Genomic DNA, 19,531 nt, shown 5'->3' on the forward strand with positions numbered 1-19,531 from the left:
ATTCGCTTTCTTCGATAGTCCGGCCTCATGAGCCGCGAGCGAACGAAGCATGATATCCCCACGCTCGTCTCGGATATCGGAATACCGGCCGCGCCGTGTAGAACGACGCGCCCGGCAGGGATGATAGGTCCACTTAAACGATGTGGAAATCGACATAGGTGAGCATGATCGGCTGATCGAGGACGGCGAAGGTGACCGCAAGGGCGCTGCCGCTGCCATCCTTGTCGTAGGACACGGTCCCGGTGGTCCGGTCATAGAGAATGCGGTCGCTGGCATCCACCGAACCGGTGGACAGGTCCTTGAAGGCCGCGGCGGCCAATGTCCCGATGGGCAGTGCCGGCACGATCGTCCGCGCGATCTCGATCGTATCGGCGGATGCGAAATCCGTGATGTGGTCGAGATTGGCCGCATTGAAGGCGGTGCTGAAACGGAACGTGTCGCTTCCCGCCCCTCCGGTCAGGATATCCTTACCCAGCATTCCGTCGAGGCGGTCGCCGCCGGCATTGCCCACCAACGTGTTCGCCACCTTGCTACCGGTCATCGTGTCGGCGAAGACCGATCCTGAAACCGATTCGATCGAGATCAGGCTATCGGTGCCGCCATAGGTGTCGGTGGCCGTGCCGGCCCCGAGATCCACCACCGCGCCGTGGGTCGCCCCGGCGAGATCGTCGTTCCGGAAATCGATCGTGTCGAGCCCGGCTCCGCCATCCAGGACGTCGTTGCCGCCTTGCGCCGTGAAGCGGTTCGCCAGCCCGTCGCCGGTCAGACGGTCGGCGGAAGCCGTGCCCACGACTGCCTCGATCCCCGATAGCGTATCGGTATTGCCGAAACCGTCCGTCGCCGTGCCGGTGGCGAGGTTCACGACGACGCCCCGGGTGCCGCCATTATCCACATCCCGGTCGTAGCGGATCTCGTCGAACCCCCGACCGCCGGCGATCGTGTCGTTACCCCCAAGTCCGTAGAAGCCTTCGTAGGCGGCGCTCGCCGTATTGCCGCCCGTCAGCATGTCCGCGAACTGCGTGCCTCGCACGGCCTCGATGCTGATGAGCGTATCGCGATAGCCGAACCCATCCGTCGCGATGCCCTTGGCGAGATCGACCGTGACGCCCTGGGCTCCGCCGAAACTCGCATCCCTGTCGTAGCGGACCGCGTCGTTGCCGCCGCCGCCGTCGAGCGTGTCGCCGCCGCCGAGGCCGATCAGGCTATCGAAGCTCCGGTCGTTCGAATCGTTACCGTGCAGGGAGTCGGCGTATTGCGTGCCGCGTACGCCTTCGATGTTGCGGAGCGTGTCGGTCGCTCCGAACCCGTCGGTGGCTCTTCCCGCGGCGAGGTCCACAATGACCCCACGCGTGCCACCGAAATTGACGTCCTTGTCGTAGCGTACCTCGTCGTAGCCCGAACCGCCATCGATGACGTCATTCCCGTCGAGACCGAGGAAAAAGTTGTTCGGACCGACGGGATCGGTGTCCCCTCCCGAAAGCCGGTCGGCAAAGGCGGTGCCCCGCACCGATTCGATGTTGCGCAGCGTATCGACGGTTCCGAACCCGTCGATGGCCTTGCCTGTCGTGAGGTTGACGGTGACGCCCTTCTTGCCGCCGAACCCTGCATCCCGATCGTAGCGGGCTTCGTCGAAGCCGCTGCCGCCATCGATGATGTCCGTGCCGGCGAGCCCGTAGAAATACTCTCCCGCGCTGTCCAGGGCTTTATTGCCTCCCGTGAACCGGTCGGCGAGCCGCGATCCCATCGTCGCCTCGATGCCGATCAGCGTATCGGTATTGCCGAACCCGTCGGTGGCCTTGCCGGTGGCGGAATTGACGATGACGCCCTTGATGCCCTTGGCCTCGTAATCATCCATGTAATTGGCGATGTCGAAACCCGCCCCACCGTCGATCACGTCGTTCCCGTCCCGACCCGAGATGATATCATCGCCGGATAGACCGTTGATCGTGTCACTTCGCCCGAGCAGGTTAACGTAGACGTCGGAATTTTGAGTCAGGTTCACCACCGCCATTTGAGTCGCTCTTGTTTGATAAAAATTTGAGTTATGGATTCGTGTCACTATGCGGGTATAAACTGTTATCGAACGATGAGATCAAATTCAGTTAAATAAAACGTGGATCGGCGCCTCTGGCGATTTCTGTCGATCCGTGGTGTTCGCAGGTCACGGGCCTCACGGTCATCGGCGCGGGCGGCATGTGACGATCCCACACCAAGGCGCTTCCCGCCCCGAGCAGCCGGCCCTCCCTTCCATCCCGCCAAGGATGCCGAGACGCTGATGAGTTCCTGCGCGCCCGCTTTCCCAGCGGGGACAGGTGCCCGATCATGGCGTGTGTCGGTTTCGGCCGCATGATAGGTCGAAGCCATGACCCTTCCCGCCGGACCGCATGCCCCCCTCGCCTCCTGCTCTACGGAAACGGCCGAGGCGCTGATCGAGACCCTAAGCGCGCGGCTCCTTGGCGGCGACAGTGCGACATCCGTGCTGGAAGGCTGGTGCCGGGAGCGTCGGCTCGCCTCAAGCGCCCATCTGGTGGCGTCGCGGGTCGTGGGTCCCGAACGACAGCCGAGCCCCGTTCAGAGTCAAAGGCTCGACCTCTCCGACGGGGAGGTGGTCCGGTACCGGCACGTCCGGCTGAGCTGGGGAGGCCATGTTCTCTCCCAGGCCGAGAACTGGTACGTCCCGGCTCGTCTAACGAGAGAGATGAACCTGCTCCTCGACGAGACCGAGATTCCCTTCGGCCGGGTGGTCCACACCCTGTTCCCCAGACGGCGAAACCTGCGACTGCTTCGTTTATGGCCCCAGGATGCAGGTGTTCCCGGCCCGTCCGACCAGGTCTTCGCCATCGAGGCGATCCTGTCGGATCGATCCGGACGCCCGATCTGCGAAGTCAGCGAGACCTATACGGGCGCCATCCTGGCAATCGGCGACGCTTAGCCTCGTCCGTCACTCGTCGAGGCGGGATTCCGGGTCGAGCTTCGACAGTTTCAGGAGGTTCTGGCCGTAGGCGGTCTTGGCGAAGAGTTCGCCGCGCGCGATCAGCTGCGCCGTGTCGATGAAGCCCTGGAGATAGGCGATCTCCTCCAGGCACGCGACCTGGAGGCCCTGCCGGTTCTGCAGCGTGCGCACGAACTCGCCCGCTTCCAGCAGGCTGTCATGCGTCCCCGTATCGAGCCAGGCATAGCCGCGCGACATGCGCTGCACATGGAGTTCGCCGAGGTCGAGATAGGCCTGGTTGACCGATGTGATCTCCAATTCGCCGCGCGCCGAGGGCTTCACTGCGGCGGCGATGTCGAGCACGCGGTTGTCGTAGAAGTAGAGGCCGGTCACCGCCCAGGGGCTCTCTGGTACCTGGGGCTTCTCGACGATGCGCAACGGCCGCCCCTCGCGGTCGAGCGTGACCACGCCGTAAGCTTCCGGGTGATCCACGTGATAGGCGAAGATCGTCGCGCCGGTCTCGCGTTCGCGCGCCTGTTTCAGCATGGCGCTCATGCCCGAGCCGAAGAAGAGATTATCCCCCAGAACGAGGGCGACATCGTCCGAGCCGACAAAGTCGCGACCGATGGTGAAGGCCTGGGCGAGGCCTTCCGGACGGGGCTGGACCGCGTAGCTGAAGGAGAGGCCGAACTGTTCGCCGGTGCCGAACAGGCGTTCGTAATTGCCGAGATGCTCGGGGCTCGAAATGATGAGGATCTCGCGGATGCCGGCGAGCATCAGCACCGAGACCGGATAATAGATCATCGGCTTGTCGTAGACGGGCAGAAGCTGCTTGTTGATCGACAAGGTCGCCGGATGGAGCCGCGTGCCGGACCCGCCGGCGAGAACGATGCCCTTCATGACTGTGCCTCTGCTGAATGATGCGCGGGGCCGATCAGCCGGTCGAGGATGTCGTCCAGGGCGGCCTGCCAAGGGCGCGGAGTCAGCCCGTAGGCTTTCGTCAGGCTCTCCGTCGACAATTCGGAGTTGGCGGGCCGCCGCGCCGGCGTCGGATAGGCGCTCGTGGGGATGCCGTTGACCGGAACGTTCCGGCCCCCGCGCGCGACCGAACCGGCGACGATGGCCTGCGCGAAACCGTGCCAGGTGGTGGCACCCGCATTGACGAAGTGGTGCGTGCCCGTGGGCGCGTCGCTGTCGGCGGCGAGACGCAGGGCGATATCCGCGAGGGCGTCGGCGAGATCGGCGGCGGAGGTCGGGCAGCCGCGCTGGTCGTTCACGACGTTCAGCGCATCCCGCTCGGCGGCGAGCCGCAGCATCGTCTTCACGAAGTTGCCCCGGTGCGGGCTCACGACCCAGGCCGTGCGCAGGATTGCGTGACGCGGATTGGCGGTGCGGACCGCCATCTCCCCAGCGGCCTTGCTGGCGCCGTAGACGCTCGTCGGGCCGATCGGCGCGTCGGACGTGTAGGCGCCCGAACCGGTGCCGTCGAAGACGTAATCGGTGGAGACATGGACGAGGAGGATGCCCCGCCGCGCCGTCTCGGCCGCCAGGATGGCGGGAGCCAGGGCGTTGAGGCGCCAGGCCTCCACCACCTCCGACTCGGCCTTGTCCACGGCGGTGTAGGCGGCGGCGTTCACCACCGCCCCGATCGTGCGCTCGGTAAAGATCCGCGCCACGGCCGCAGCGTCCGTGATGTCGAGTTCGGTACGGGTCGGGGCGACGAGGGTCACGCCCGCGCCCCAATGCCGGGAGGCCAGCAGTTCGGTGCCGACCTGGCCCGCCCCGCCGAGGATCAGAATATTCATCTCAGGCCTTCGCGGCAGGTGTGCCGAGGCCGAGGCGCTCGCCGGTATAGCGGCCCTCGCGGATCGGACGCCACCAGGCTTCGTTGTCGAGATACCAGCGTACGGTGTCCTCGAGCGCGTCCTCGAAGGATTTGGTGGGGGTCCAGCCGATTTCCCGCTCGGCCTTGCCAGGGTCGATGGCGTAGCGCCGGTCATGGCCCGGACGGTCGGCGACGAACGAGATCAGGCGCTCATGCGGGCCATGCTCCGGCCGTAGTCGGTCGAAGGCGGCGCAGAGAGCCTTCACCACCGCGAGGTTGTTGCGCACCGACCGGCCACCGAGAAGGTAGGTCTCCCCCAGCGACCCACGTTCCAGCACCGCGACGAGGCCGCGTGCGTGGTCCTCGACGTGGATCCAGTCGCGCTCGTTAAGCCCGTCGCCATAGACCGGCAGCGGACGGCCTTCGAGGGCGTTGAGAATCATCAGGGGGATCAGCTTCTCCGGGAAATGCCGGGGGCCGTAATTGTTCGAGCAGTTCGTGATCAGAACCGGCAGGCCGTAGGTCTCTCCCCAGGCTCGCGCCAGATGGTCGGAGGCGGCCTTGGAAGCCGAATAGGGCGAACGCGGGTCGTAGCGGCTGTCCTCGGTGAAGAACTCGTCCGGCGGGAGCGAGCCGTAGACCTCGTCGGTGGAGACGTGGAGGAAACGGAATCCCGCCCTCGCCTCGCCGTCGAGGCTTTCCCAATAGGTGCGGGCGCCGTCGAGCATCACCTGCGTGCCCACGACATTGGTGCGGATGAAAGCGCCCGGATCGGTGATCGAGCGGTCCACATGGCTCTCGGCGGCGAGATGCATCACCGCGTCGGGCCGGAACTCGGCGTAGAGGGCATGGACGGCGGCGGCATCGCAGATGTCTCCCGTGACGAGCCGGTGACGCGGATTGCCGTCGAGGGACGCCAGCGAGATCGGGTTGGCCGCGTAGGTCAGTGAGTCGAGTGTCGCGACCTCACGGCCGAGATCCTCGACGAGGTGCAGGACCAGCGCCGATCCGATGAAGCCGCATCCGCCCGTGACCAAGATGCGTTGGGGTTTGGCCATGTCGACAAATCCTGGTGGTCGCGCATCAGCGGGCTCGTATCCTGTCGCTGAAGCTGCGGTCGCTGAAATTGTGGAAGGACCGCCGATCAGAAGACCGTGCCCAATTGGGCGAGGGACGGCGCCACCCGGTCCTTGTCGGACAGGATTGCTGCTTCCGCGCTGACCGGCCAGGAGATCGCCAGATCCGGATCGTTCCAGGCGAGATTCTGGTCATGCGCCCGGCTGTAATAGGACGACACCTTGTAGGCGACCATGGTGTCGGGTTCGAGAGTGCAGAACCCGTGGGCGAACCCGACGGGAACGTAAAGCTGCTCCCCCTCGGCCGCGTCGAGCCGGACGGCGACATGCCGGCCATAGGTCTCGGACCCATGCCTCAGATCGACGGCGACATCGAGGATGGACCCGGAAAGCACGCGGACGAGCTTGGCCTGCCCTGCGGGTTCGAGCTGGAAATGCAGGCCGCGCACGGTTCCGGTCTGCGCCGAGAAGGACTGGTTGTCCTGCACGAAGGCGACGTCGATGCCGGCCTCGGCCAGGATGTCCGCCCGGAAGGTCTCCGAAAACCAGCCCCTGTCATCGCCGAAACGATTGGGCACGACCCGTTTCACCGCAGGAATTTCTGTCTCAATCACACGCATCGCTGGATACAACCCTCGCCAGACAGTGCCTGTAGGCGCGTGGACGGCTTTCCTGTCAAGGGATGCCCCAGCCCTCGATCGACTTGCTCCCCCCGTACCGGAGGGGTAACTCCCGCCTCCTTCAGAGCCGGGCCGATCCGACGGCCGCCGTGACCATTCGAGAGCAGAAAGGATCATCATGACGTCGAGGCAAGTCACCTCACGGCCCACCGTTGCGCTTTTGATGGCGCTGGCCATGACCGGGGCGGCCTTCGCCCAGAAGGGCATCGACCCGAGCGGGGTGTGGTTGACGGAGAACGGTGATTCGAAAGTGCGGATCGCACGTTGCGGAAGCGGCTATTGCGGCACGCTCGTCAGCGTTCCCGGTCCGGGGCTGGATTCCAAGAACCCCGATGCGTCGCTGAAATCGCGCAACCTCATCGGGATTCAGATCATGAATGCGGGCACCCCGTCGGGGGACGGCTATGACGGCTCGCTCTACAACCCCAATGACGGCAAGACCTATTCGGGAAGTCTCACGGTGAAGGGGCCGAACGTCGTCGAGGTCGCCGGCTGCGTAATGAGCGTGTTCTGCAAGCGGCAGACCTGGAAACGCGTCAACTGACCGACAGGGCTTCGCGGATTGCGTCGATGGCGGCCTGGGCGCCCGATCCTTCCGGTCCGCCGGCCTGTGCCATGTCGCGGCGACCGCCGCCGCCCTTACCGCCCAGATGCCCGGCGCCCGCCCTGACGAGGGCGACCGCGTCGTAGCGGTCGGTGAGATCCGCGGTCACCCCGACCACGAGACCGGCTTTTCCATCGGCCGACAGCCCGACCAGAGCGACGATCCCGGAGCCGATACGGCTCTTGCCGGCATCCACCAGGCTCTTGAGATCGCGGGTCTCCACGCCTTCCACGACCTTGGCCATCACCTTGATGCCGGCGATTTCGGTGACGCCGTCATCGCCCCCCGACGTTCCGCCCATCGCCAGCTTCTTCTTGGCTTCGGACAATTCGCGTTCCAGGCGGCGGCGATCCTCGATGAGGGCGCTCAGTCGCTCGGGCACGTCGGCGCTCTGGGACTTCAGCAGGCCTGCGATCTGGCTCAGGGTGCGGCTTTCCTCGGCGCGGTGACGCCGGGCCGTCCCCGCCGTCAGGGCCTCGATCCGGCGTACGCCGGCACCGACCGCGCTCTCGCCGAGCACGGTGATCTGGCCGATTTCGCCCGTACGAGCCGCATGGGTGCCGCCGCATAGCTCGATGGAGAAGGCCGGGAGCCGGCCCTCCTCGGCGAGTTCACCCTGGTTGTCGACCGGACGCCCCATGGAGACGACGCGAACCTCGTCGCCGTATTTCTCGCCGAACAGCGCGCGGGCGCCGGAGGCGACGGCCTCGTCCTGGGCCATGAGCTTGGTCACCACCGGCGTGTTCTGCAGCAGCACGGCGTTGGCGATGTCCTCGACGGCGCGAAGTTCGACCTCGTCCAGCGGTTTGGGGTGGCTGAAATCGAAGCGCAGCCGCTCGGGGGAGACCAGCGAGCCCTTCTGGGCCACGTGGTCGCCGAGTACCTGACGCAACGCCTCGTGCAACAGATGCGTCGCCGAATGGTTGGCCCGGATGGCCGAGCGACGGGCATGATCGACGGCAAGCTCGACCGGCTGACCCATGGTGAGCCGACCTTCGTCCACGGTGACGTGGTGGACGAAAAGATCGCCGAGCTTTTTCTCCGTGGCGGTGACGCGCGCCTTGAGGCCGGTGGCAGAGAGTAGGCCGGTATCGCCGACCTGACCGCCGGATTCGGCGTAGAAGGGTGTCTGGTTGACGAGGACGAGGCCGGTCTCGCCCGCCGACAGGCCGTCGACCTCGCTGCCTTCACGTAGGATCGCGGTGATGATGCCTTCGGCGCTCTCGGTCTCGTAGCCGAGGAACTCGCTGGCGCCGACGCGCTCCTTGATGCCGTACCAGACCGTCTCGGTGGCGGATTCCCCGGAGCCGGTCCAGGCTGCTCTCGCCGCTTGGCGCTGGCGCTCCATCGCCTGGCCGAACGCCTCCGTGTCCACGCCGATGCCGCGCGCCTTCAAGGCGTCCTGCGTCAGGTCGAGAGGGAAGCCGTAGGTGTCGTAGAGGGTGAAGGCGGTCTCACCGGACAGGTTCTGGCCCTGAACCAGCGAACGGCTTTCCGAATCGAGGATGGCGAGGCCACGCTCGAGGGTACGGCGGAAGCGGGTCTCCTCAAGGCGGAGGGTTTCCGAGATCAGGCTCTCGGCGCGGGTGAGTTCGGGATAGGCCTGACCCATCTCGCGGACCAGGGTGGGGACCAGGCGGAACATCACTGGCTCGCGTGAGCCGAGGAGTTCGAGGTGGCGCATGGCCCGGCGCATGATGCGGCGCAGGACGTAGCCGCGGCCCTCGTTCGACGGCAGCACACCGTCGGCGATGAGGAACGAGACCGAGCGCAGGTGATCGGCGATGACGCGGTAGGAGGCGACGTTTCCTGCCTCGGGGGGACGGCCGACGGCGTGGCTCACCGAGTCGATCAGCGCCTTGAACAGATCGGTGTCGTAATTGCTGGTGACGCCCTGGAGGATCGCCGCCATGCGCTCCAGCCCCATGCCGGTATCGATGGAGGGGCGTGGCAGAGCGAGGCGGTTGCCCGGCTCGATCTGCTCGTACTGCATGAAGACGAGGTTCCAGAATTCGAGGAACCGGTCGCCATCCTCGTCCGGCGAACCGGGAGGACCGCCCTGCAATCCGGGGCCCTGATCGATGAAGATCTCCGAACAGGGACCGCATGGGCCGGTATCGCCCATCTGCCAGAAATTGTCCGAGGTGCCGATGCGGATGATCCGGTCGTCGGAGAAGCCGGCGATCTTGCGCCAGAGCCCGGCCGCGTCCTCGTCATCTGCGTAGACGGTGACGAGGAGCCGGTCCTTCGACAGGCCGAACCCCTTCGTGATCAGGCTCCAGGCCAATTCGATCGCCTGCGGCTTGAAATAATCGCCGAAGGAGAAATTGCCGAGCATCTCGAAGAAGGTGTGGTGGCGCGCGGTATAGCCGACATTGTCGAGGTCGTTGTGCTTGCCGCCGGCGCGGACGCATTTCTGCGCCGTGGTGGCACGGTTGTAAGGCCGCTTCTCGACGCCGGTGAAGACGTTCTTGAACTGCACCATCCCCGCATTGGTGAACATCAAGGTCGGGTCGTTACGGGGAACGAGGGACGACGACGGCACCACGGCGTGGTCCGCCTTGGCGAAATAGTCGAGAAAGGCCGACCGGATCTCGTTGACGCCGCTCATCGTGAAATGACTCTGTCGTGCGCTTGGGGCGGTCGAGACGACAACCCGAGGCTTCTTCGTGGCTTGCGCCCTCATAAGGAGGCCGGACCGTCGAGTCACGCCCGCTCCGCGATCGTGCGTTCCTGTTTCTTAACGCTGCACCCTTCGAACGCTCGGCGGCGCTCGTCTCTGGACTTGGCGATCGACCAAAGAGTGAGCATCGGGCCGATTCGCACCGATAGGATAATCCGAACATGAAAGAGGCCGCCGCGATGGTCCGCGACGGCCTCTTTCATGACTTACGAGGCGATCAGGCCTCGCCTTCGTCCAGATCGTCCGCCGTGGGCTTGGCGGTCTCGAGGATCTTGTCGGCCAGCAATCCCGAATTCTGCCGGATCGCGGCTTCGATCTTGTTGGCGATGTCCGGATTGTCGCGCAGGAACCCCTTCGAGTTCTCGCGGCCCTGGCCGAGGCGCTGGCTCGCATAGGAGAACCAGGCGCCGGACTTCTCCACGATCCCGGCCTTCACCCCGAGGTCGATCAACTCACCGACCTTCGAGACGCCCTCGCCGAACATGATGTCGAACTCGACCTGCTTGAAGGGCGGCGCGACCTTGTTCTTGACGACCTTGACGCGGACCTGGTTGCCGATCGCCTCGTCACGATCCTTGAGGGTCGAGATACGACGGATGTCGAGGCGCACCGACGCGTAGAACTTCAGTGCATTGCCGCCGGTGGTCGTCTCCGGGCTGCCATACATGACGCCGATCTTCATCCGGATCTGGTTGATGAAGATGACCATGCATTTCGAGCGCGAAATCGAGCCCGTGAGCTTGCGCAGGGCCTGGCTCATCAGGCGGGCCTGAAGGCCGGGCTGGCTGTCGCCCATCTCGCCCTCGATCTCGGCGCGGGGCGTGAGCGCCGCCACCGAATCGACCACGAGCACGTCGATAGCGCCCGAGCGCACCAGGGTGTCGGTGATTTCCAGGGCCTGCTCGCCGGTATCGGGCTGCGAGATCAGGAGATCGTCGAGCTGCACGCCGAGCTTGCGCGCATAGACCGGATCGAGAGCATGCTCTGCATCCACGAAGGCGCAGACGCCGCCCTTCTTCTGGGCCTCGGCGATGGTGTGAAGGGCAAGGGTGGTCTTGCCTGATGATTCGGGGCCGTAGATCTCGATCACCCGGCCACGCGGCAAGCCGCCGACGCCGAGCGCGATGTCGAGGCCGAGCGAACCGGTGGAGACGGTCTCGACCTCCGCCACCTTATCGTTCTTGCCGAGTCGCATGATCGAGCCCTTGCCGAAAGCACGCTCGATCTGGGACAGCGCGGCATCGATCGCCTTCGCCTTGTCCTTGTCCACCATCGGGGAATCCACAACTTTCAGCGCGGGCTGAGCCATTCGTCGGCATCCTTATGCATGGGGAGAGCTCAAGGCTCAATGTGCCTCGGATGCGAATGATGTACTTGTTTTGTTCTCTTTTTGCAAGGTGCCGGGTGCCGATTTCGCATCATTCGGCGGGAGAACGTCGCCCTAACGGGCGATCGTCTCCTTCACCGTTTCCACGAGCTGCTTGAGGCTGAAGGGCTTGGGCAGGAAGTTGAAATCCTCGCCGTCGGGCAGGTTCTTGCGGAACGCGTCCTCGGCATAGCCGGATACGAAAATGACCTTCAGATCAGGACGGTGCTTGCGCAGTTCGCGTAGCAGCGTCGGGCCGTCCATTTCGGGCATCACCACGTCGGAGACGACGAGATCGATGGTTTGGTCGACATCGCTGATGAGGGCCAGAGCGTCGAGGCCCGAGGCCGCTTCCAGCACTGTGTAGCCCCGTGCCGACAGGGCCCGGCTGTTGACCGCGCGGACCGGATCCTCGTCCTCCACCAGCAGGATCACGCCCTGCCCGGTATGATCGGGCGAGGGTTTGCGCGGGGCGGATTGCCCGCCACTGCCGGGCTTTTCGAGGTCACGCGCTCCCCTGAGCCGGCTGGCGGCGATCTCCGCGTTGCTCTGCGGGGCAACGGCGACGGCGATTTCCGGAACGGGCTCGGCCGCAGGCTCGTGACGCGGCAGGTAGATCCGGAAGGCGGTGCCGCTGCCAACGGTCGATTGCACGTCGATGGTGCCGCCGCTCTGCTTGATGATGCCGAAGACGGTGGACAGGCCGAGGCCGGTCCCCTTGCCGATATCCTTCGTGGTGAAGAAGGGCTCGAAGATCTTCTCCATCACGTCGGGCGGGATGCCCTCGCCGGTATCGAGCACCTCGATCAGGACATGGTCGCCCGCCGGTGCGCCGGGTTGGCGCTCGTTGGTCTCTTGGCCTTCGAGGATGTTGGCGGTGCGGATGAGCAGCTGGCCGCCATTCGGCATCGCGTCACGGGCATTCACCGCGAGATTGACGATGACCTGCTCGAACTGGTTCACGTCGGCCTTGATCGGCCAGATGTCGCGCCCGTGCTTGAGGTCGAGATCGACACGCTCGCCGAGCAGGCGCTTGAGCAGCAGCGTCAGATCGGACAGGGCTTCGCCGACATTCATCACTTCCGGGCGCAGGGTCTGGCGCCGCGAGAAGGCCAGCAGCTGCCGCACCAGGCTCGCGGCCCGGTTGGCGTTCTGCTTGATCTGCATGATGTCCTGGAAGGCCGGATCGGTCGGCCTGTGGCTGGCCAGCAGAAGGTCCGAATATCCGATGATGGCCTGGAGGACATTGTTGAAATCGTGCGCGATGCCGCCGGCGAGCTGGCCCACCGTGTCCATCTTCTGGGTCTGGGCGATCTGCTGCTCGAGCTGGCGCTGCGCCGTGGTGTCGAGGGCATAGAGGATCACGCGCTCGCGGTCGGCCGGCGTGGCCGCATCCGCTGCTGCCGAGGTGTCGCCGCCGGCCGGGCTGAGCCAGACCCGCGCGGAACGGTTTCCCGGCCCCGCCAGCGCCACCTCGATCGGTTGGACTTCCACGGTCCCGTCGGCGGCCTTCACCAGGGCGCCCTCGAGGACGGCCCTGTCGCGGTCGAGCAGGGCTTCCCACATCGTCGGCTCGGTGCCGAGCTCGCCACGCCCATCCGGCACGGCCTGGCGTGGGGTGCCGCCGAACAACCGGGCGAAGGACGCGTTGGCCCGGGCGATGCGCCCGGTCCGGTCGAGGGTCGCGATGGCGATGGGGCTGTTGTTGAGGAAGCGGGCGAGCCGCACCTCGGCGGCGCGCTGCGGCTCGTCGCTCTCGGCCCCGGCGGAGCGGTTGAGCACGAAGGTGCGCGACGGGCCCGGCTTGCCGTCCTGGCCGAAGGCGACGCGATGGTAGAGCCGGGTCGGCAACGGCTGGCCGTTGCGGCGCCGCAGGTCGAGGTCGAACCGGTCGGTGCGCACCTCGCCGGGCAATCCCTCGGTGGCGGTGAGCACGTCGGCGCTGGGTGCGATATCAGGCAAGCGCAGGCCGCCGGACCCCACGGTCGCGAGGTCGTAGCCGAGCCAGAAGGCCAGCGTCGCGTTCATGTAGACGATGGAGCCTGCCGGATCGATGGACAGGAAGCCGGCCGGCGCATGGTCCAGGTAATCGATCGCGTGCTGAAGCTCCTGGAAGACGTTCTCCTGGCGCTCGCGCTCGTGCGTGATGTCGGTGACTGTCCACAGGGTCGCCGGGAGTCTCGGCCTCTCCACCGCGCGCACGGCGATGCGGAACCAGGCGAAGGCGCGCTCGGTCTCGCCCTGAGGCGGGGGCGCCATGCGGATTTCCTCCACGTGGCCGCGCCCGTCATGGGCTGCCTGGGCGAGGCGGTAGACCGCCTCCGACACATCGGGCGAGCCGACGAAGACGCGCTCCACCGGCCTCAGGTTCGAGAAGGTCTCTCCACCGGAAATACGGAGATAGGCTTCGTTGGCGTAGATGAGGCGGCCGCCATCCTCCACCACGATGGCGCCTTCGGGCGACGCGTCGACGATGGCTTTGGTGATGTCGTCGCGCCCGGTCTGTCCCGAGAGCTGGAGCGCGCCGATCGCCAGGGCGAACAGGCAGAACACGCCCGCCATGGCCAGCAGCGCGAGGAGGCCGAGGATCAGCGGCTGCGCCTGTTCGTTCGCGACGAAGGACAAGCCCACCGCCGCGCCCACGAGAAGTCCGGCGAGAACGAGGAGCAGTCCGACCCGCCCAGGCCTCTCCGACCGGTCGATGGCGCTCGACACCGGTTTCGTTGGTCCGCTCACCTCAGCCATTTCGGCGCCATTCCACCCTCGACCGATCCCGGTTAGCGCCCGGGCCGCGTCGGCAGCAAGGGTATCCTCAGGACGTCACGGACCAGTCTCGTCAAAAACGGTGCATAAAGCGTGGCGTTTTCACGCCGCGCGGCGCTTCAGCCGCATGACGAAGCCGATCACCTCCGCCACCGCGCGGTAATGTTCGGCCGGAATCTCGGAATCGATCTCCACCGTGGCATGGAGCACCCGGGCCAGCGGCGGGTTCTCCATGATGGGAACATCGTGCTCCTTGGCCACGGCCCGGATGCGCAGCGCGAGGGAATCGACGCCTTTGGCAACGCAGATCGGAGCCGCCATCCCGGCCTCGTAGCGCAGGGCGACGGCATAGTGGGTGGGGTTGGTGAGAATGACCGTGGCGGTCGGGACGTCGGCCATCATGCGCTTGTTGCCCCGCGACGCGCGGATCTGCCTCATCCGGCCCTTCACTTCCGGATTGCCCTCGCTCTCCTTGTGCTCCTGTTTCATCTCCTCCTTGGTCATGCGCAGCTTCGAGCGCCAGCGGAAGCGCTGATAGAAGGCGTCGCCCATGGCGATGACCACGAACATGGCGAGCATACCGCCGAGAAGCTTGAGGGCGATGCCCAGGATGGCAGGCAGCATCGCCGCGGGGTCGAGCCGGGCGAAGACCTCGAGCCGGTCGCGCTCGTTCCACAGGATGGTGCTGGCGACGACCCCCACCAGCATCAACTTGGCCAAGCCCTTGATGAACTGGACCATGGCCTCCACGCCGAAGATGCGCTTGACGCCGGCCATCGGTGAGATGCGATCGAATTTCGGCATCAGGGCATCGGTGGAGAAGACCAGGGGGTGCTGGACCAAACCGCCGGCGAGGCCTGCAATGACCACGAGGCCGACGGGAATCAGGAGCGCCTGGCCGCAGATCAGCAGCATCCGCATCCCCATCTCGGTATAGGCGGTGGGGTCGGAAGGGACCTGATGCGCGTTCATCAGGAAGGCGCGCAAGCTGACGAGGAGGTCCTTGGCGATCGTTCCCGATGCCAGCAACAGCGCCATCATGAAGGCGGACAGGATGAAGAAGGTGTTGACCTCGATGCTGTTGGCGACGTTGCCCTGCTCGATCGCTTTCTCGATGCGCCGCTGAGTCGGCTCTTCTGTCTTGTCTTCCTGATCGCTGTCGTCGGACATGGCTCAGCGCTCCCCTGTCCGCTGTCTCACAGGTCCTTTCGACACTGCCGTCACCGCCCGGTCAACTCGCCGAGATAGCGGCCGATGTCGTCGAGGAAGACACCCATCATGATGCCGAGGCTGCCGAACAGGATCAGCATGCCGATGAGGACGGAGGCCGGCACCGCGATGAAGAAGACCTGCATCTGCGGCATCAGGCGCGAGAGCACACCGAGCCCGACATTGAACAGGATGCCGAACGCGATGAACGGCGCCGAGATCTGGACCGCCAGGAGGAAGCCCCGCGCCATCGCCCGAAGGGCGAGCTGGGCCGCCTCCCCCATGGCCAGCACGCCGCCGGGCGGCAGCATCACGTAACTTCGCCCGATAGCGTCGAGAGCCACGTGGTGCAGATCCGTGGCGAGGATGAGGGTGATGCCGAGCATCATCAGGAAATTGCCGAGCGCCGCCTGCTGGCCCCCCTGCGTCGGGTCCACGGTCATCGCGTAGGACAGGCCCAATTGCTGCGAGACGATGACGCCCGTGGTCTGCAATGCGGCCAGCACCATGCGGACGGTGAGGCCGAGGACGAGCCCGATCAGTAATTCGCCGATAAGAAGCGAGATCAATCCGGGGGCCGCGAGGGTGGCGCCCTGCATCGGCAGGAGCGGGCGCACCATCGGGAACAGGATCAGCGAGACCAGCAATGCGAAGGCGAGGCGGATCCGCGGCGAGACGGATTGTTCTCCGAGCCCCGGCAGCAGCATCATCAGCGTGCCGATACGCGCGAAGGTGAGCAGGTAGGCCGCCGCGATGCCGGGCAGGAGCAGGTTCATGATCCTGCATAGCAGCGCCCGGCCCGGCGCGTCATCCGCCGGACACGATGCGGGCGGCGATGCGCGTCATGTAGCCGGCGAGCGCATCACCCATGAAGGGCAGCATGAAGAGAAGCGCTGCGAAGACCGCGACGATCTTGGGCACGTAGATGAGCGTCTGTTCCTGGATCTGCGTCAGCGCCTGGAGCAGCGAGACCACGAGACCGACGACCAAGGCGACGATCATCAGCGGTCCTGCGACCTTGAGAAAGACGAAGATCCCGTCCCGGGAGACGTCGAGGATGGCAAGGCCGGTCATGGAAGTGAGCTCGCGGATTGTTTCGGGGCGGCGGCGATGTCGGCCGGCATCTCGTCTGCGCCCTCATCCTGAGGTGCCGGAGCGGAGGCCTGGAAGGAGGGCTCCAGTTCGCTCGCCGGGCTCTGGAGGGCTCCTTCGAGGCCCGCTGACGCGGGCACTTCAGGATGAGGAGGCGGGCAGGAAGGCAAAGAAAAGCGGTGGCGACTAGATCTGCATCCGCATGATTTCCTCATAGGCGGAGATCACGCGGTCCCGGACGGCGACCAGGGTCTGGAGTGCCGTCTCGCTCTCCGCTACGGCGGTCACCACATCGACGACGTTGGCCTTGCCGCCCGCTACCGCCAGGGTTTGCGCATCGGCCTTGGCGCCGCTCTCGCCGATCTTGTCCAGGGCCGAGGAAAGAAGCGACGTGAAGCCGCCATCCGCTGCCGAAGTCGGGGCGATCTTGGGCGCGCCGCCCTTCATGCCGCCGATATTCTGGACGGCGGCGTAGGCTCCTGCGGCGAAGGCGTTGGTCGGCATGGCGGCGGACTTTCGGAGGGAGAGGAGCGTCAGGCCTTGAGGATGGCGAGGGTGGCGTTGATCATCTTGCGGGTCGCGGTGACCATGTTCAGATTGGCCTCGTAGGAGCGCTGTGCCTCGCGCATGTCCATGTTCTCGATCAGCCCGTTGACGTTGGGCATCCGCACTTCACCGCGCGCATCGGCGCTGGGATTGCCGGGATCGTATTTGGTGCGGAACGGAGAGGGATCGCGCCTGACCCGCCCGGCCTCCAGCATCGACGCGCCGGTCTCCCGGTCGATGTGCTGGGTGAAAGTCGGAATCTTGCGTCGATAGGGTTCGGCGCCGACCGCGCTCGGGGCCGAATCCGCATTGGCGATGTTTTCGGCGATGATCCGCATCCGGCCCGACTGGGCCTTGAGACCGGATGCGGCGATGGTCAGGGATTTGAGGAAGTCCACGGCAGGTTCTCCGCAAGCTCAGAGGGCGGGACGATCAGCGCTTGCCGATGGCGATCTTCAATTTATCGAGGCTCTTCTGGTACATCGTCGCGGCGAATTGATATTCGGCCTGGTTGTCACCCGCCTTCATCATCTCCTCCTCCAGATTCACTCCGTTCCCGCTCGGCCTGATCTCAAAGCCATTGAACCGGCGGGGATCGGCACCCGGTCCTTCGGGACCGCCGTTCAGGGCGATGTGGGCCGGGCTGGTGACCGCGAGGCCCGAGTTGCCGCCCATGGAGCCTGCCGGCTGAGCGAGGTCGCCGGCTCCGTTGCCGAAGCGCGGGCTCGCGAGATCACGCGGTTTGAAGCCCGGCATGTCGGCGTTGGCGACGTTCTCCGAGAGCAGCTTCTGGCGCGTCTGGTGCCATTGCATCCGGGTGCGGAGCATGGACAGGATGGGAAGGTCGGTGACGGACACGGTGCTCGAAGCCCCTCGGCGCCGCCAGAATCTCCCGGAGCGCTGGGCAAAATCTGCCGCCTCCATGGTTAATGTTCGGTTAAGAACATTCCTGGACGCGACCGGCGTTCGGGGCGGAAAGTTTGTGTTAACGAAGTCTTAAGGAAGGATGCCTGACCAAAGGCTGACCGGGAGATCGGCTCCCGCACGCGCCGCCCAATCAAACCGAGTTAGCAGATAGCTTCGATACGGCCTGATGTGCCGTTCGTAAAACGATGACGGGTCTGTTTTCGCTCCTCCTCCAGCACATGGCTGAGCTTTACCAGGACCATCGGACATCCCCCGACTCTGCAGAGCGGATTATACCAGATGACAAGATGGAGGCGGATAATATAAATTTACATTTTTACTGATTAACAGGCTAGCTGGATTTTGCTTGCGCCATTAGAGTTCTCGTTTCGGCTGGGCATAATGTATTCGCTAATCAACAGATTTAGTCTCTCCGTTCAGGCGAGGACGAAGAGCGCCATTTCGCAATGAAATAAATGGCAGCCATGACAAGCAGAATCGGGATGCTAAACCATAGCCATCCCATATCCGGGTAATGGCTGCCCGCTGGGCTGGGGGCCGGTTGGGTCCGACCCGCTTCGGTATGTGGTTGGTCTACGGATTGTGCGAGTGAAGCGGTCGTAGTCACCACCCATATTGCTGGGGTAAGTCGTCTCGCTTTGGACATGACGGATCACTTTCACGCTGACAGTTGCGAGGACGCGACAGCCGGACGCTGATCAGGGGTTCGGTACAGTTTCATCCTGCTCGACCGCGTTGGTTATCTCGTCTCCCGTCATCCATTGCACCCCTGCGGGGGAATGAATGGCATGCGCGAATAAACCCATTTGAAGTTTCGTTTTGGCGGCTGCCAGGGCCTTCTCGGAGCTTTCATGCTCCTCGTGGTTCCATTGCCCGCCGGCTCGGTTGGTGCTGTCGCCCCATTGCAAGATCCACATCGCGTGCTCCTTCTTTGAGGATCAATCCTGCAATACCCCCGGCTGGTTCCGCGTACGGTGTCGGACAGTGATGGGTCGGCAATCAGATTGACCTTCGGCCTCTCTCAGCCGTCTTTCAGGCTCGAACCCGATGCGTCCTTGCGAAGAGCGCGGCCAGAGCCGCGAGGCAGGCCGTCAATCCAGCCGGGAAGATCAAGGCGAAGATACCGATCGCGCTGTAGACGGCGGCACCGCCAATGGCTCCGATCAGCAGGGCCAACCAAACTGCGGCATCACCAATCCAGCCCAGCGGCGGTCCCGTCTTCGTGAAGGCAGCGGCGATCTTTTGACCCAGGCTGAACAGCGCCCCAGTGATGAACGTCGTTCCCGCTCGGAAGCCCTGCACCGAGCCGAGAACCGCGTTCTGTGCGCCCATGGCGAGAGCCAGGAAGAACGACACCAGACCTAAATCAGGCAGTTGCAGCCCGAGGGCGAACGCTCCGAAGACCAGGATGGCCTCGTAGGTCAAAACGACCGTCGTCTTCCAAGGCGCGGGCGTGACGATCGACAGGCCGCTGGCAATGGTCGACCCGAGCAGGAACGTGGCGATCAGGACTGCCGGTTTTACGATGCCGTCCACCGCACCGTAAGAGATCGACACCCCCATCTGTGTGGTGTTGCCACTCATGAACGATGTGTAGAGCCCGGTGAGCTGAATGAACCCGATGGCATCGATGTAGCCCGCCAGCCCGGTGAGCAGCAGGCCGAAGGTAAGTTGCGACGGTCGGTTCAAGATCCCGCTCTTCGATACGCACGCACTGTTCGCGGCGCTGCCGGTCTACCTTGCCGTCCTGACGGCGTCTGGCGCAAGAGCCGAATGGGTGCGGCGCCCGACACGTTAGAACGGGTCGCCGGGTGATGGGCCGGCTGGA

General features: G+C 65.0%; 18 protein-coding genes. 2 read left to right on the forward strand and 16 right to left on the reverse strand.

Translation table 11 applies throughout. From position 1 onward, the window contains the following. Positions 1-133 precede the first annotated feature (133 nt). Complete coding sequence (locus AC0IXR_RS11310) at positions 134-2,011, reverse strand: calcium-binding protein (protein ID WP_471760757.1); 1,878 nt, start codon at positions 2,009-2,011, stop codon at positions 134-136. Positions 2,012-2,362: 351 nt separating this feature from the next. Between AC0IXR_RS11310 and AC0IXR_RS11315 the strand changes: the two genes are divergently transcribed. Beyond that, the gene (locus tag AC0IXR_RS11315; RefSeq protein ID WP_471760758.1) at positions 2,363-2,932 is read left to right on the forward strand and encodes a hypothetical protein; all 570 of its coding nucleotides are present in this window, start codon (positions 2,363-2,365) and stop codon (positions 2,930-2,932) included. A gap of 9 nt (positions 2,933-2,941) precedes the next feature. Here the strand turns inward: AC0IXR_RS11315 and rfbA are convergent, their stop codons facing one another. From rfbA to rfbC, 4 genes are all read right to left on the reverse strand, one after another. Further along, positions 2,942-3,832 (reverse strand): glucose-1-phosphate thymidylyltransferase RfbA, encoded by an 891-nt coding sequence (gene rfbA / locus AC0IXR_RS11320; RefSeq protein ID WP_471760759.1) that lies wholly within the window; start codon positions 3,830-3,832, stop codon positions 2,942-2,944. Then, the gene (gene rfbD / locus AC0IXR_RS11325) at positions 3,829-4,737 is read right to left on the reverse strand and encodes a dTDP-4-dehydrorhamnose reductase (protein WP_471760760.1); all 909 of its coding nucleotides are present in this window, start codon (positions 4,735-4,737) and stop codon (positions 3,829-3,831) included. Before rfbD ends, rfbA begins: the two co-directional genes overlap by 4 nt. A 1-nt stretch (position 4,738) precedes the next feature. Next, positions 4,739-5,815, reverse strand: coding sequence for a dTDP-glucose 4,6-dehydratase (gene rfbB, locus AC0IXR_RS11330; RefSeq protein WP_471760761.1), 1,077 nt, complete (start codon positions 5,813-5,815; stop codon positions 4,739-4,741). A gap of 86 nt (positions 5,816-5,901) precedes the next feature. Next, positions 5,902-6,453, reverse strand: a complete 552-nt coding sequence (rfbC, locus tag AC0IXR_RS11335; RefSeq protein ID WP_471760762.1) for a dTDP-4-dehydrorhamnose 3,5-epimerase — start codon at positions 6,451-6,453, stop codon at positions 5,902-5,904. 178 nt (positions 6,454-6,631) lie between these two features. On the opposite strand from rfbC, the gene AC0IXR_RS11340 reads away from it, so the two are divergent. Continuing rightward, on the forward strand, positions 6,632-7,057 hold the full coding sequence (locus AC0IXR_RS11340) for a DUF2147 domain-containing protein (protein WP_056432646.1): 426 nt from the start codon (positions 6,632-6,634) through the stop codon (positions 7,055-7,057). Here the strand turns inward: AC0IXR_RS11340 and alaS are convergent. From alaS to AC0IXR_RS11395, 11 genes are all read right to left on the reverse strand, one after another. Beyond that, positions 7,050-9,728 carry an alanine--tRNA ligase gene (alaS, locus tag AC0IXR_RS11345; RefSeq protein WP_471760763.1) on the reverse strand — a complete coding sequence of 893 codons (2,679 nt, stop codon included), beginning with the start codon at positions 9,726-9,728 and terminating at the stop codon, positions 7,050-7,052. The genes AC0IXR_RS11340 and alaS overlap by 8 nt on opposite strands. Positions 9,729-10,017: 289 nt before the next feature. Then, the gene (gene recA / locus AC0IXR_RS11350; RefSeq protein ID WP_056432636.1) at positions 10,018-11,109 is read right to left on the reverse strand and encodes a recombinase RecA; all 1,092 of its coding nucleotides are present in this window, start codon (positions 11,107-11,109) and stop codon (positions 10,018-10,020) included. 132 nt (positions 11,110-11,241) lie between these two features. Further along, positions 11,242-13,911 carry a cell cycle histidine kinase CckA gene (gene cckA / locus AC0IXR_RS11355; RefSeq protein WP_056432633.1) on the reverse strand — a complete coding sequence of 890 codons (2,670 nt, stop codon included), beginning with the start codon at positions 13,909-13,911 and terminating at the stop codon, positions 11,242-11,244. A 120-nt stretch (positions 13,912-14,031) separates the two neighbouring features. Continuing rightward, positions 14,032-15,099: a flagellar biosynthesis protein FlhB gene (gene flhB, locus AC0IXR_RS11360; protein ID WP_471760764.1), complete on the reverse strand. Its 1,068-nt coding sequence runs from the start codon at positions 15,097-15,099 to the stop codon at positions 14,032-14,034. 50 nt (positions 15,100-15,149) lie between these two features. Beyond that, the gene (fliR, locus tag AC0IXR_RS11365) at positions 15,150-15,914 is read right to left on the reverse strand and encodes a flagellar biosynthetic protein FliR (protein ID WP_056432627.1); all 765 of its coding nucleotides are present in this window, start codon (positions 15,912-15,914) and stop codon (positions 15,150-15,152) included. 31 nt (positions 15,915-15,945) lie between these two features. Then, positions 15,946-16,212 (reverse strand): flagellar biosynthesis protein FliQ, encoded by a 267-nt coding sequence (gene fliQ / locus AC0IXR_RS11370; protein WP_027174271.1) that lies wholly within the window; start codon positions 16,210-16,212, stop codon positions 15,946-15,948. Between the two features lie 204 nt (positions 16,213-16,416). After that, positions 16,417-16,734: a flagellar hook-basal body complex protein FliE gene (gene fliE / locus AC0IXR_RS11375; protein WP_056432623.1), complete on the reverse strand. Its 318-nt coding sequence runs from the start codon at positions 16,732-16,734 to the stop codon at positions 16,417-16,419. Between the two features lie 29 nt (positions 16,735-16,763). Then, the gene (gene flgC / locus AC0IXR_RS11380) at positions 16,764-17,174 is read right to left on the reverse strand and encodes a flagellar basal body rod protein FlgC (RefSeq protein ID WP_056432620.1); all 411 of its coding nucleotides are present in this window, start codon (positions 17,172-17,174) and stop codon (positions 16,764-16,766) included. A gap of 34 nt (positions 17,175-17,208) precedes the next feature. Continuing rightward, a complete protein-coding gene (flgB, locus tag AC0IXR_RS11385) occupies positions 17,209-17,634 on the reverse strand; it encodes a flagellar basal body rod protein FlgB (protein WP_056432617.1) in 426 nt (141 codons plus the stop codon). Positions 17,635-18,401: 767 nt separating this feature from the next. Continuing rightward, positions 18,402-18,620 (reverse strand): hypothetical protein, encoded by a 219-nt coding sequence (locus tag AC0IXR_RS11390; protein WP_207412853.1) that lies wholly within the window; start codon positions 18,618-18,620, stop codon positions 18,402-18,404. A 115-nt stretch (positions 18,621-18,735) separates the two neighbouring features. Further along, complete coding sequence (locus tag AC0IXR_RS11395; protein WP_471760765.1) at positions 18,736-19,392, reverse strand: YoaK family protein; 657 nt, start codon at positions 19,390-19,392, stop codon at positions 18,736-18,738. Positions 19,393-19,531 lie beyond the last annotated feature (139 nt).

The organism is Methylobacterium sp. AC832 (assembly GCF_979256025.1).